Below are 13,661 nucleotides of genomic sequence, written 5' to 3'. Positions count from 1 at the left end.
AATCCCCTATGCTTGAGATAACCACTTTTGAGGATGAAACATGTCGCAGGACATTGACTATGGAACCCTGATGCACACCGCCATGCGCGGCCTCATTCAGAAGGTTCTGACCAACGTTTCTGAAAACGGTCTGCCTGGGGCGCATCATTTCTTCATCACCTTCGACACACGGCAGGACGGAGTTGAACTGGCCGACTGGCTGCGCGAACGCTACCCCGAAGAAATGACGGTCGTCATGCAGCACTGGTTCGAAAACCTTGATGTCGGCGACAACGGTTTCGCGATCACGCTGAATTTCGGTGACGCTCCAGAACCGCTTTATATTCCGTATGATGCGATCAAAACCTTCGTGGATCCGTCGGTTGAATTCGGACTGCGTTTCGAAAGTCCGGAAGACGAAGAAGAGGTTGCGACCCATATCGTCGAAGAATCGATTGAGGTTGAGGAAACGCCGGTCCAGCAAGACGCGGATGTCGTTTCACTGGACAGCTTCAGAAAGTAGGCTCAGACTTACAAACCCCGCCTCTCGCGGGGTTTACTGTTTTTCGAGGAACGTATCGACCGAGCGGGATTTAACCCCGCTACGGAACCGCGAAAAAGACAGGTTAAGCCCACCGTCGGCCAGTGTGCGATCGAACTGCTGCAATTCATAGCCACCGTTTTCATCAATGAACAACGAAAACACCGTCAGAGTCTCGCCCTCGATCCGGCCCCAGACGAACGGTTCACCCTGCATCGGGTCCAGGGGCACCTCGTGACCAAACACATTGCGCTTCATCGCCGCTGAATACACGTCTGACCTGTCAGATTGCTTGAAATCGATCGAGAAGGATTGATCTTTGACCCGGCCATCCGGCTTATAGGTCGTGGTCTTCCAACTGACGTTGAACCCTTCTTTCGTTTCATGGATCGAAACGCTCATATCGCGTGGGGTTTCGGTACCATCATCATCAACTAAATTGGCTGAACCGACGTAATCCCCGATAAAGGGCGTGATGTCCCCGGCCTGGGCCTGAAGATTGGCAAAGACAAGCCAGAATACGGCACCCACCGCGAATGCGATAAGCCGCAGCGGATTAACCCGGTTAAATTGCAGCACCTGACCCTCCAGCGTTTTGATCTTGCCATTCTACCCCAGTCACAGGCGCACACAATGGTCCTAGTACCTGTGTATCAAAGAAAAATGCGCCACCCCAACGCCTATACCTTTGGTCGGCTTACGCTTATGGTGCGCGCAACTGGCCGATTGCGCGATGACGCCGTCACGGGTAAACGGCATACGACTGCATACTAGACGGAGTGACCGATGTCCCAGACCCGCACCGAATCCGACAGCTTTGGCCCGTTGGAAGTTCCCGCCGACAAATATTGGGGTGCACAGACTCAACGCTCGATCATGAACTTTCCGATCGGCTGGGAAAAGCAACCTGTCGCTATCGTGCGTGCGCTGGGCGTCATCAAAAAGGCCTGTGCGATGGAGAACAAAGCCATCGGCAAGCTGGATGCCAAGATCGCAGACGCCGTTATCCAGGCCGCGGGTGAAGTGATTGAGGGTAAGTTTGACGACAACTTCCCGCTGGTCGTGTGGCAAACCGGTTCGGGTACTCAGTCGAACATGAACTCGAACGAAGTGATCGCCAATCGCGCGATTGAAATCATGGGCGGTGTGATCGGCTCGAAAGAGCCTGTGCACCCGAACGATCACTGCAATATGGGTCAGTCGTCAAACGACACTTTCCCGACGGCAATGCACATCGCCACCGCCATGAGCGTGCGCGACGTATTGCTGCCCGGGCTTGAGAAATTTGCGTCGGCACTGGAAGCCAAAGCGAAAGAGTTCGCAGGAATCATCAAAATCGGCCGCACACACACTCAGGATGCGACCCCTTTGACCTTGGAACAGGAATTCGGCGGCTATGCGCACCAGATCCGTCAGGGTATCGCCCGGGTCGAAGCCGCGATGCCCGGCATCTATGAACTGGCACAAGGCGGTACAGCTGTTGGCACCGGTCTGAACACGCATGATGGCTGGGATGAGGCCGTCGCAAAGAATATGGCTGACATCACCCGCCTGCCCTTCGTTACCGCGCCCAACAAGTTCGAAGCGCTCGCCGCCCATGATGCCATGGTCTTCCTGTCCGGCGCGCTGGCAACCATAGCTGGCTCTTGCTACAAAATCGCCAACGATATCCGGTTCCTGGGCTCTGGCCCGCGGTCTGGCTTGGGTGAGTTGATCCTGCCGGAGAATGAGCCGGGTTCGTCGATCATGCCCGGCAAGGTGAACCCAACACAGGCCGAGGCGCTGACACAAGTGGCCGCGCATGTAATAGGCAACGATGCGGCGATGAAGTTCGCTGGCTCGCAGGGTCATTTCCAGTTGAACGTCTACAATCCGATGATGTCGTACAACCTGCTGCAATCCATTCAGCTGCTGGGTGATGCCACCGACAGCTTTACCGAGCGTATGCTGCTGGGCATCAAGGCCAATGAACCACGCATCGATAAGCTGATGAAGGAATCCCTAATGCTGGTCACGGCGCTGGCCCCGACCATCGGTTACGACAACGCCACTACTGTCGCCAAAACGGCGCATAAGAACGGCACGACCCTCAAGGAAGAAGCCATTGCGCTGGGCTTTGTTGATGAGGAGACATTCGATGCGGTCGTGCGGCCCGAGCACATGATCGGCCCCAAGTGACCGGGTGGCGTCAGCCTGCCTGCCTGTGCCTGCTTATTGCGGGCACAGCGACCTCAGCTCAGGCTGACCTGTTCGACCTGATCGACTCTCGGCTGGAATGGATGCAGGACGTTGCTGCGTTCAAACACGCCAATGACCGCCCGGTCGAAGACCTTGAGCGTGAAAAAGTCGTGATTGACAAGACTTTGGAACAGGCGGCGCTTTCAGGCGTTGACCCGGACAGCGCGCAGCTGTTCTTCGAAGCACAGATCGAAGCCGCGAAAGAGATTCAATCCTGTTGGATTGAACGGTGGACCGAAGACCAAACCTCTGTTCCCGAAAGCTATGCGGATCTGACGACCGAGGTGCGCCCCGCTTTGTTGGATTTGGGCGGGCAAATCCTTGACACATTGTCGGATCAACCACCGGTCTCAACTTCGTCGCAGGCTGATTTTCTGGACACCGTGAATGTCGAATGCCTTTCAGATCACAGCCGTGCGGAATTGTTCGACAGTCTGACCAAAGTGAGACATGCGCAATGACGGAACCGGTCAATCTGAACAAATTTCGAAAAGAAAAAGCGCGGACCGAAAACAAGGCCCGCGCTGATCAAAATGCCGTTGCCTTTGGCCGCACCAAGGCCGAAAAGGATCTGGCAAAAAAGCAGCAACACAAGCTGAACCAAAGCCACGAAGGCCGTAAGTTGGACAAATGAGCGGACGCCCGGTCAAACGATCCCTGACGCTGAAAGGCCATCGGACATCCGTATCGCTGGAAGATGAATTCTGGCAGGCGTTCCGGACCATTGCCAAGGAAAAAAACCTACCGATCAACGCTCTGGCGGCCGAAATTGATGTCGAGCGTGACCCGAACATCGGACTTGCATCGGCCATAAGGGTTTTCATTCTAAACTGGTATCAATCCAAGTAGATCAGTCTTGCTCTGACATCCTGAAACCGCTTACAATAAATGGAACAAAAGGAGTACGAAGCGGTGGTTGATACAGTTCTAGGTCCAGACGGAAAACCACGCTGCACGTGGTGTCAGGCCGCGCCCGAATTCTTTGACTACCATGATCAGGAATGGGGGTATCCGGTTGGTGACGACCAACGTCTGTTCGAAAAGCTATGCCTCGAAAGCTTTCAATCCGGTCTAAGCTGGCGCACGATTTTGTCCAAGCGCGAGAACTTTCGGAAAGCTTTCAAAGCTTTTGATATCAACGCAGTAGCCGCGTTTGATGATTCAGATACAAAGCGCTTGTTACAAGATGCAGGAATTGTGCGACATCGTGGAAAGATCGAGGCCGTGATTAACAACGCACGCCGCGCGCAAGAGTTAATCGCTGCCGAAGGGTCTCTGGCCGCATATGTGTGGCGGTACGAGGCGGATACACCGCCTGCCCCGCAAACCGCTTCAACGTCGCCGGAATCTGTGGCGTTGTCGAAAGACCTGAAGAAACGGGGCTGGAAGTTTGTCGGGCCGACGACCGTGTTTGCCTTTATGCAGGCAATGGGGATGGTGAATGATCACGCCGAAGGTTGCGTCATGCGTGAAAGAGCGGCGCAGTTGCGCCGCGAATTCACCAAACCCCAATAGTGTTTAGATTGACGCGCGGAAAATCTTGTCGATGTTTCCGCCCAAGGCCGCGTTGAACTCGGCATCCGATTGCTTTTTTGACAATCCTTCGGTCAACGCGCGCGAGAAGGACGCGATCATCTTACCGTTCTGGCCCAGCAGATCGCAGGCCTGTTCCGTCGAATAACCACCCGACAGCGCAACCACGCGCAGAACACGCGGATGATCGGCCAATTCGTCATAGAGGTTAGCTTGGTTAGGGATCGTCAGCTTGAGCATGATGTCCTGCCCGTCAGCCAACTGATCAAGGTTTTTCAGGATTTCAGCCTTCAGGATGTCTTCGGCTTCGGCTTTGGTGGCGGAGTTGATGTTCACCTCGGGCTCAACAATCGGAACCATTCCGGAAGCCACGACTTCACGCGCAACGTCGAACTGCTGTGCAACAACCGCCGCGATGCCTTCGGCGTTTGCCTCATGAATGACCGAGCGCTCCTTGGTTCCGAAAACACCATCGGCTTTGGCCAATGTTGCGGCCAGACCCGGGATGGGTTTCATCATCTGAACGCCATTCGCTTCGTCTTCCAAACCTTTGTCAATCTTGAGGAAAGGTACAATGCCTTTCACTGACCACAAATAGTCGGCGACCTTCTGACCATCAATTTGCTCGCCCAGAGTGCGTTCGAACAAGATCGCGCCGATCACTTTGTCCTTGGTGAAATCATCCGCCAGAATGATCCGCGCACGCATTTTCTGGATTTCACCGAACATCTCTTCGTCCGAGCTGTATTCAGATGCGTCCACGCCATAAAGCGCCAGCGCCTTGGGGGTCGAGCCACCGCTTTGATCCAATGCTGCGATGAATCCTGCGCCGTCGGACATTTGTGTGCGCTGTTCTGCTGATGACATAAGACTTTCCCGTTCAATATGATTCCGCGATTTCAAACCGCATACAGCAAGGCGTGATAGGATGGTAGTTTGTTAGCGCTCAACCAAGCGCAACCAAATTCCGTCTTTCGATCGGACGGTCAAATGCGCGACCGGAACCGGCGTTTGTCCCGCGACCAACTCGAACCGGTAGTGTCGCAACAGCATGGATAACAGAAGCGGCCCCTCGATCATGGCGAACCCGGCACCGGGACATACGCGGGATCCTGTCGAGAATGGAATGTACGCGTTGCGCTGACAGGTCTTTCCATTCTCAGTTCCCCACCGGGTCGGATCAAATTCGTCGGGACGTTCCCAGAGCCTTTCCTGCCGATGCAGATGCCACGGGCTGATCACGATTTGCGACCCTTCGGCGACAGCCCTATTGCGGAAACGTTCGGGGCATTTCGCTTCTCGAACCATCATCGGCACGGGCGGATAAAGCCGCAGCGCTTCGCGGAACACATCCCGGCTAAGCTTTAGCCGCGACATTACAGAAAAATCGGGCGTGTCGAGCGCCACAGATTCCTCGGCCAGCCTGTCCTGCCATACGGGATACATGGCCATCAGGTACAACGTCCACGCCAGTGCGGACGCGCTGGTTTCGTGCCCGGCAAGAAAGAAGATCGCCACCTGATCGACCATTTCCTGCGTGTCAAACCCACGCCCGGTTTCGGGATCACGCGTGGTCATGATCTTGGTTGCCAGATCATTCGGAGCGCCACCACGAGCGATCAGTTCAGCCCGATCCGCCGTAAGTCTCTGGATTAGCGACCTGATATCCTTTGCATTCTTCTTGGTGCGTCTCGAATGCAATCGCGGCAACCATTTTGGTAGAGGGACAAAGGCCGCAATGTTCAGAATGGGTTGTTCGCGCTGATAGCTGCGAAACTTGTCAAAAACCCGAGCGGCAATTTCGTGTTCGATGGGCACCGAATACAAGGTGCGAAAAATGACATCCGCCGCGATATGGCTGGTGACCTCTTCAAACTCAACGACACCACCTGACTGCGGACGCAACCGATCCACCGCTGCTTGACCAGCCGCGTGCATCGCCGGAAAGGTATCTTTCAAACGGCCGCCTTCGAACGCGGGATCAATGATCCTGCGCTGCCTCTTCCAGGTGTCCCCATTGGTCAGGAAGACAGAGTCCCCCAGCAACGGACGCAGCCCTTCACTTATGCGGTTTGATTTGGGAAAATCATCAGGGCGTTTTTTCAGAACTGTGTCGATCAATTCTGGCTGATTTACCAAATATGATCGAAAGAACGGCGTGCGAAATTCGGCCATCCAGGCGCGGTACAGCCTATGGGGTTGGGCTGACAGAATGTCCTTGCGAAACAACCTCAGATACCGCCAAAGCGATACTTTATCAGGGCGCGAAGTTGGCTTGGGCGGCGTCATGCCTTCACCGAGATGTATTTTGAGACCGGCTTATCCATCCGCGATTTCGACGGTGCCCGCCCCTCAAACCTCTGACCTAAGGTTTGAGGCCCGGCAGTGATGCGAAAATAGTCATACCGATCGGGCTTGTCGAAGGCGCAGAGATACTGGAAATGCAGGCGGAAGAATTTCCATCGCAAGTTCTTCCAGCGTTCGGGGGACAGGGTCTGTGTAAAGGCCGCAGACAGAACCAGCGGCCATTTCTTTTCGGCGGTGGCGACACCGCTGACAGAAACCGGATCGCACAGCGCAAAAGAACAACCATCGCCGGGGGCCGAGACGTCGACCCAGGTCAGGCCTTCCTGCGTGGACAAGAATTGCAAATCCGCCCTCAAACCCTGCGCCTCGGGTAGAAATGACACCATGGGCACGACCTGCCCCAATGTCAGGAACGAAAACGCGGGGCTATTGTCGCGCTGCCTGCTTTCTCGGATAACATCGGCCAGAACACTGACACCCAGATGGGCCCCTGAGCTATGGCCGACGACCAGCACCTCGTCTGCGTCTGAATTCAGCGCCTCTTGGATCAACGCACTGAATGCACGCAGGCGATTGCGTAATTCAACTGGCGTCGCCCCTTTGAGTTTCGCGGAATAGGCATAATCATGCATCAGGTAATAGGCAAAAAGTTGGCCGTCTTGCTGGCGAAACCAGCGCATCAGACCGTAGCCGGCACCAACTGCAAGTATTACGCCCAACCAATCGATAAACGGCGTCAAAACCCATGTCATGGCCCCGGCTAGCAGGATCGCCAACAGCATTTGAGCCACCAACATTCCAACCGGGTACAGTGCAGCAATCACCGGTCCTTTGCGCAGCTGCATCAGGCGCCACAGCGTTCCTGAGGACATATAGGTCCATGCGGTCTGCACCAATTGCAGATAGGTCGCCGGGATTGAGTTGGACATGCTGTCACGCACCAGATCCGACCAGACCAAAACACTCACATCGGCCTGAACTTCATCATCATCCTGCCGGGAAGTGACGTGCCATCCATATGGTCCATCGTCTGACTTGGCGGACACCGAAATCTCATAACCGGATATCTCCGCCTGCAGCGAGCCTTCGGTACGATAAAGCTCACGATACCGCCGCGGCGGTATCGGGTCATAGCCGGGAATATAGAATACCCGGCGTTTACACACCCGAGGTTGATTATTCTGACTGCTCATGGCCTTACCTTCTGCAGCGCAGGTTAACGCAGGCTAAGCGTCAAGGTAAGTCAGATCAGCAGATCATCCGAAATTCGCCAGCGCCGGGAATGTCTCTAACAGCCACCAGCTGAATTCAGTGAACAGCCCTGTGATCAGCATGATGCCCACGAAGAGCAACAAGCCCCCCATCACCTTTTCGATCGTGCCCATGTAAGGCTTGATCCGGTTCATCACCGACATAGACCGGTTCAGGAACATTGCAGCAAGCAGAAATGGAATACCCAAGCCCGCAGCATAGACGCCCAACAATAGGGTTCCCCGCGCGACCGAGGCCTCGGACGCGGCCAGCGACAGGATTGCGCCCAGCTGCGGCCCAATGCACGGTGTCCAGCCAAACGCAAAGGCCAGACCAAGGATATAAGCGCCAAACACTGATCCACCAGAATCACCAGTCTCAATCCGGGCCTCACGGTCCAGAAACGGAATACGGAAGACGTTCAGAAAATGCAGGCCAAAGACGATGACCACTGCGCCAGAGATCTTTGCGAACAACACCTGGTTTTGCAGGACAAACACCCCAAAGGCAGAAGCGGTGAAGCCCAGCAACAAAAACACCGTAGACAGGCCCAGAACAAAGAACAGAGCGGCCAAGGTTGCCTTGCGGCGTGCTTTCGCCTCATCCTGCATTTCGTTGATCGTCACGCCGCTCATATACGCCAGGTACGGCGGAACGATGGGCAGAACGCAGGGCGACAGAAAGCTGATCAGCCCGCCCAGCATCGCGATGAACATGGCAGGCAGCAGGCCCGCGTCGATGATATCTATTCCGAACATGTTCAAGCACATATGGTATGAGGCGGCGAACGTCACGGGGCCAATCGGTCACATCCTCGTGGTTGCACGCTGGACACCCCGCCAAAGTGGAAATATCTGAACCTTATGTCAAATCCATCAGAAACACTCGATGCGCTGGGTCTGTTGTGCCCTCTGCCCGTCCTCAAAGCGCGCAAGCGTTTGAAATCCATGCCTGCGGGAGCCGTTTTGCGCGTGCTGGCAGATGATCCTGCCGCCATAATTGATGTCCCGCATTTCTGCTCTGAGAGCGGGCACCAATTGCTGTCGCAGGAAGACGCAGACGGCCATCAGATCTATTTGATCCAGAAATCTCACTAAGATCGGCCAAAAAGAAAAAGGCGGGCACCTGGCCCGCCTTTTCTTGTTACTGACCCAGTGACCACCAACCACGCCGTTTGGGTTTGGCGGGCTGCTCCGGCTCTTCGGCCACGACCTCCAGAACCGGCTCAGGGGCTTCTTCAACCATTACGTCCGCTGGTTCTTGCGGGTCTTCTGCGGCCACTTCAGCCACAGGTTCGGGTTGTTCGGCCTCTGCAGGTTCAACCTTTTCTTCAACGACGCTTTCCGCTTCGGGCGTGGGCAGTTCTGCCACCGCTTCGGCCTGTTCAGCCTTTTCGGCGGTTTCGACAGGAGCTTCAACAGGTTCGTCTGTCGCACCAGTTTCCTCGGCCGGTGCTTCAGGGCTTGCGGCCTGAGCATCCTTGCTCACAACAGCTTCAGCGGCGACTTCTTCCGTAGCTTCAACAGGTTCCGCGTCCTTCTTCTTGCGGCGCGGTGCACGGCGACGCTTGGGCTTGGCCGCTTTTTCCTCTTCGGCAGGCTCAGATGCTTCACCCTCGGGTTTTGCGTCATCTGCCGCCTCGGTTTTGGCTTCATCCGATTCCTCGGCCGCCGCCACGTCACCCTCTTCAGCATTCACCTCAGGAGTTTCGTCAGAACCATTGCTCTTTTTCCGACGGCGGCGACGACGCTTGCGCTTGGGCTTGGCCTCCTCTTCGGCCTGAACGGTGGTTTCCTCTTCGGCCGGCTCATCCTCGCTGGCGTCGACAAGATCCATCAGGGACGCATCCACGGAAACAACGGGCGCGCTGGCTTCGGGAACGATCCGGCTTGCCGTCTTGAATTTCTCCATCGAGAAATCCGGGCTGACCAGATGTACGTCGCCTTCAACACGTACAGACAGGCCATAACGGGCCTCAATCTGTGCGATATGCTCGCGTTTCTGGTTCATCAGGAAGTTTGCGATGCTAACAGGGCAACGAACAAGCACCTCGCGTGAGCGGCGGCGTGTACCCTCTTCCTCGATCTGCCGCAGGATCGACAGCGCCATGTTGTCGTCCGACCGGATCAGACCTGTTCCGTGGCAAGCCGGGCATGGCTGAGTCGTGGCCTCCAACATTCCGGGACGCAGACGCTGGCGGCTCATCTCCATAAGGCCAAAGCCCGATATACGACCGACCTGTATGCGCGCACGGTCTGTTTTCAGCCGTTCTTTCATACGCTTTTCGACAGCGAGGTTGTTCTTGCGCTCGTCCATGTCGATAAAGTCGATGACGATCAGACCGGCCAAGTCGCGCAAACGCAGCTGGCGGGCCACCTCTTCCGCGGCCTCAAGGTTGGTCTTGAGCGCGGTTTCCTCGATCGAGCCCTCCTTGGTCGCCCGACCCGAGTTCACGTCAATCGCGACGAGCGCTTCGGTCACACCGATCACGATGTAACCACCCGATTTCAGCTGAACGGTCGGGTTGAACATCCCCGCCAGATAGCTTTCGACCTGATAGCGTGCAAACAGCGGCAGCGCATCCTCATACCGTTTCACGTTCTTCGCGTGTGACGGCATGATCATCTTCATGAAGTCTTTGGCGATGCGATAACCGCCTTCACCTTCGACCAGAACCTCATCAATTTCGCGATTATAGAGATCGCGAATCGACCGTTTGATTAGATCGCCTTCTTCATAGATTTTCGCCGGCGCAATGGATTTCAGCGTCAGCTCGCGGATCTGCTCCCACATGCGTTGCAGGTATTCATAGTCTCGCTTGATCTCGGATTTCGTCCGCTTAGCTCCGGCTGTCCGGATAATCAGACCCGCACCGGTTGGAACGTCAATTTCCGCAGCAATTTCCTTGAGCTTTTTTCGGTCCGGCGCATTGGTGATTTTGCGGCTGATCCCGCCGCCACGAGCCGTGTTCGGCATCAAAACGCAGTATCGACCTGCCAGAGACAAGTAGGTGGTCAGGGCAGCGCCCTTGTTGCCACGTTCTTCTTTGACGACTTGCACCAGCAAGACCTGACGGACTTTGATAACCTCTTGAATCTTATAGCGACGTGGCCGCGGCTTGCGAACCGGGCGAATGTCTTCGCTGTCATCCTCGTCGGCGACGGATTCAATTGAATCGTCCTTCGCGGTGGCATCGGGCCGCGTTTCTTCTTCAGACTTGCCCTCGTTTTCTTCAGTCGCGTCCTCCGAAGCTTCGGGTGCGTCCTGTGCCCCAGTTTCGCCAACCGCGTCATCGGACTTGTCGGCAGCTTCTTCATCTTTCGCTTCTGTCGCCTCAATTGCAGGCGCATCAGAGCTATCAGCTGCCTCGCTACCGTCTTCGGACAAAGCACCTTCAGCTTCTGCTTCAGGTGTCCCCTCATCATCACCAGGCTCTTCTACCGGTGTTTCAGCAACGCGATCTGCCGGGGATGTCCCCTCAAGGTCCGGGCTATCAGCGCCGTCTTCGCTTTCGTCCAGATCAATGGTTTCCATACCGGTGGGTTCATTCGACACGTCAATCGACTCGACCGCATCGTCGGATTTCACGTCCGCAGCCTTCGTCCGCGACCGCGACCGGCGTTTCTTCGGCTTGGTCTCTTCGGCTTCGTCGCGCGCTTTCATTGCCTCAGCATAAGCGCGCTCTTCTTCCATCAGCGCTTCTCGGTCGGCAACCGGGATCTGATAGTAATCCGGATGGATCTCCGAAAACGCCAGGAAACCATGCCGGTTCCCGCCATAATCAACAAAAGCCGCCTGTAGCGACGGTTCGACCCGGGTTACTTTTGCAAGATAGATGTTGCCAGCAAGCTGGCGTTTGTTTTCGGATTCAAAATCGAATTCCTCGACCTTGTTTCCGTCAACCACCACGACGCGGGTTTCCTCCGCGTGGGTGGCATCGATAAGCATTTTCTTAGCCATGTGTCCTTGGTGCACCGCGCCAAACGCGTTGTCCTTACCCGTCCGGGGGGACAGGCGCTTTTGGGGTGGTGTCTTGTCAGGGCGATTTCGGACGGCGCGCGGCAGGGTCTGGCGCTGTGGCCCCCTGCCCGTATACTCAATCGTTGCGCGCGCGTCATCGCGGTTCTTCTCCGACAGGCGCAGATCTAACCGCCGCCTGCCCATTTATTCCTTTCGCCCGCTGATGCGGGCTCAGGCGTTCATCTGCCCCTATGGGGCATAATCGGTCTGCTTTGCCTTGCGGGATTGATCACCATCAACGGCAGAGCAGCGAAACTCAAAGATTCGGGACTTTTGGGCGCAAATTAGCCCTGCCCGTCCAGATACAATAAAAGCAGTCCTGTGGAAAACACAATGGGCAAACTGCGAGAAGAACAATACAAAGCCCCGGGATCACTTCATCTTGCCAGAAATATCCCGGGGGTAATTTGAGCCGCAGGCTCAAGAGGGGGCTGCCCCCCTCTCTTTCTCACAAATAGTCCGAGCGCTGCAGCCCGTATTTCGCCATTTTCTCATTCAAGGTCCGGCGTGGCAGGCAAAGTTCGTCCATCACAGACGCAATCGATCCCTTGTGCCGCCGCATTGTATTGTCGATCAACATCCGTTCGAACGCCTCAACATACTCCTTAAGCGGTTTGCCTTCGGTCGTCATGACCGGCTGCATTTCTTCGTGATCGGACATCAACAGCGACGCAATCGTCCCCGATCCACGTCGCGATTGAAGAACAGCCCGTTCCGCGATGTTGATCAACTGCCGTACATTTCCCGGCCATGGAGCTTGCAACAACTGAGCCGCCTCTTGAGCGCTCACCTGCGGCGCTTCGCAGCCGTATTCTTCAGAAAACTGCTCGCTCAGTCGGGTGAACAGCGTCAGGATGTCCTCGCCACGCTGACGCAATGGCGGCATCGTGATCCGCAGTGCCGCAAGGCGATAGAACAAGTCCGGGCGCAGAACGTCTTCGCTGGTCTTTCCTGCTTCCTGAAGGTTGGAAATCGCAATGATCCGCGTTTCAGCCGGGGTGCCCTGGTCATTCATCACGCTCAACAGGCGGGCCTGCAGCGTATCGCTCAGTGCTTCCACGTCTTCCAGCACAAGTGTACCGCCCCGCGCCTCTTCGATCGCAGGCAACTGCGCATCTTCCGGCATCATTGGGCCAAACAGGCGTTTCGACAGCGCCTCTTCCTCAAGCGCTGCACAGGACACCAGTACAAACTTCTTGCCAGCGCGGCTGCCAACCGCGTGCAGCGCATGGGCCACAAGTGTCTTGCCAGTGCCGGTCTCACCATCGATCAGTACATGGCCATCGGCCTGGCCCAGATCGAGGATATCTTCGCGCAGACGCTCCATGACCGGGCTGGCCCCGATCAGTTTGTTCATGATCTGGGTTCCACCTGACAGTTCGCGCCGCAGGGCACGGTTGTCCAAGGTCAGTCGGCGCGCGTTGCTGGCGCGTTTGGCCAGTTCCGACATGCGATCAGGGTTAAAAGGCTTTTCAAGGAAATCAAACGCCCCTACGCGCATCGCTTCCACGGCCATTGGCACATCGCCATGGCCAGTGATCATGATGACCGGCAACGTGCTGTCAGCCCCCATCAACTTTTTAAGGAGTTGAATGCCGTCCATGCCCGGCATTTTGATATCCGAGATCACGATACCCGGATATTCCGGTCCCAACACTTTCAGCGCGTCCTCGGCGCTGGCGAAGGTTTCCGTGTCATATCCCGACAGTGCCAGCCATTGGCTGATCGACTGGCGCATGTCCTGTTCGTCATCCACAATGGCGATCTTCATGGCCTGTGCCATAGTCATTCC

The 13,661-nt window shown here is 56.0% G+C and carries 14 protein-coding genes; 7 read left to right on the top strand and 7 right to left on the bottom strand.

The window, feature by feature from the left end; translation table 11 throughout:
• Positions 1–40: 40 nt before the first annotated feature.
• Positions 41–502 carry an SspB family protein gene (locus AC2FD9_RS02965; RefSeq protein ID WP_058271556.1) on the top strand — a complete coding sequence of 154 codons (462 nt, stop codon included), beginning with the start codon at positions 41–43 and terminating at the stop codon, positions 500–502.
• 33 nt (positions 503–535) lie between these two features.
• On the opposite strand, the gene AC2FD9_RS02960 is transcribed toward AC2FD9_RS02965, so the two are convergent.
• Positions 536–1,099, bottom strand: a complete 564-nt coding sequence (locus tag AC2FD9_RS02960) for a hypothetical protein (RefSeq protein ID WP_496835316.1) — start codon at positions 1,097–1,099, stop codon at positions 536–538.
• Positions 1,100–1,306: 207 nt separating this feature from the next.
• Between AC2FD9_RS02960 and fumC the strand changes: the two genes are divergently transcribed.
• The 5 genes from fumC to AC2FD9_RS02935 are packed head-to-tail and all read left to right on the top strand — an operon-like array spanning position 1,307 to position 4,273.
• Entirely contained in the window at positions 1,307–2,698 is a 1,392-nt protein-coding gene (gene fumC, locus AC2FD9_RS02955) for a class II fumarate hydratase (protein WP_496835314.1), read from the top strand.
• Positions 2,695–3,219, top strand: a complete 525-nt coding sequence (aroQ, locus tag AC2FD9_RS02950; RefSeq protein WP_496835312.1) for a gamma subclass chorismate mutase AroQ — start codon at positions 2,695–2,697, stop codon at positions 3,217–3,219. The genes fumC and aroQ overlap by 4 nt, the downstream gene beginning before the upstream one ends.
• Positions 3,216–3,392 carry a DUF4169 family protein gene (locus AC2FD9_RS02945; protein ID WP_496835310.1) on the top strand — a complete coding sequence of 59 codons (177 nt, stop codon included), beginning with the start codon at positions 3,216–3,218 and terminating at the stop codon, positions 3,390–3,392. Before aroQ ends, AC2FD9_RS02945 begins: the two co-directional genes overlap by 4 nt.
• Positions 3,389–3,607, top strand: a complete 219-nt coding sequence (locus AC2FD9_RS02940) for a ribbon-helix-helix domain-containing protein (RefSeq protein WP_496835308.1) — start codon at positions 3,389–3,391, stop codon at positions 3,605–3,607. Before AC2FD9_RS02945 ends, AC2FD9_RS02940 begins: the two co-directional genes overlap by 4 nt.
• Positions 3,608–3,646: 39 nt before the next feature.
• A complete protein-coding gene (locus tag AC2FD9_RS02935; protein ID WP_496835307.1) occupies positions 3,647–4,273 on the top strand; it encodes a DNA-3-methyladenine glycosylase I in 627 nt (208 codons plus the stop codon).
• 3 nt (positions 4,274–4,276) lie between these two features.
• Here AC2FD9_RS02935 and AC2FD9_RS02930 read toward each other — a convergent pair whose 3' ends face one another.
• From AC2FD9_RS02930 to AC2FD9_RS02915, 4 genes are all read right to left on the bottom strand, one after another.
• Entirely contained in the window at positions 4,277–5,158 is an 882-nt protein-coding gene (locus tag AC2FD9_RS02930) for a fructose bisphosphate aldolase (RefSeq protein WP_496835305.1), read from the bottom strand.
• 72 nt (positions 5,159–5,230) lie between these two features.
• Complete coding sequence (locus tag AC2FD9_RS02925) at positions 5,231–6,580, bottom strand: cytochrome P450 (protein WP_496835304.1); 1,350 nt, start codon at positions 6,578–6,580, stop codon at positions 5,231–5,233.
• Entirely contained in the window at positions 6,577–7,791 is a 1,215-nt protein-coding gene (locus tag AC2FD9_RS02920; protein ID WP_472723713.1) for a hypothetical protein, read from the bottom strand. Before AC2FD9_RS02920 ends, AC2FD9_RS02925 begins: the two co-directional genes overlap by 4 nt.
• Before the next feature lie 63 nt (positions 7,792–7,854).
• Positions 7,855–8,607: a cytochrome c biogenesis CcdA family protein gene (locus tag AC2FD9_RS02915; protein WP_058271899.1), complete on the bottom strand. Its 753-nt coding sequence runs from the start codon at positions 8,605–8,607 to the stop codon at positions 7,855–7,857.
• Positions 8,608–8,712: 105 nt separating this feature from the next.
• Between AC2FD9_RS02915 and AC2FD9_RS02910 the strand changes: the two genes are divergently transcribed.
• Complete coding sequence (locus tag AC2FD9_RS02910) at positions 8,713–8,946, top strand: sulfurtransferase TusA family protein (protein ID WP_282118499.1); 234 nt, start codon at positions 8,713–8,715, stop codon at positions 8,944–8,946.
• A gap of 46 nt (positions 8,947–8,992) precedes the next feature.
• Here AC2FD9_RS02910 and AC2FD9_RS02905 read toward each other — a convergent pair whose 3' ends face one another.
• Together AC2FD9_RS02905 and AC2FD9_RS02900 are read right to left on the bottom strand one after the other, a co-directional pair.
• A complete protein-coding gene (locus AC2FD9_RS02905; protein WP_496835301.1) occupies positions 8,993–11,809 on the bottom strand; it encodes an Rne/Rng family ribonuclease in 2,817 nt (938 codons plus the stop codon).
• 508 nt (positions 11,810–12,317) lie between these two features.
• A complete protein-coding gene (locus AC2FD9_RS02900; RefSeq protein WP_108858689.1) occupies positions 12,318–13,652 on the bottom strand; it encodes a sigma-54-dependent transcriptional regulator in 1,335 nt (444 codons plus the stop codon).
• Positions 13,653–13,661: the final 9 nt, after the last annotated feature.

It is taken from the genome of Ruegeria sp. YTSC230, assembly GCF_059609665.1.
This window is presented reverse-complemented; position numbering and strand designations above follow the sequence as displayed.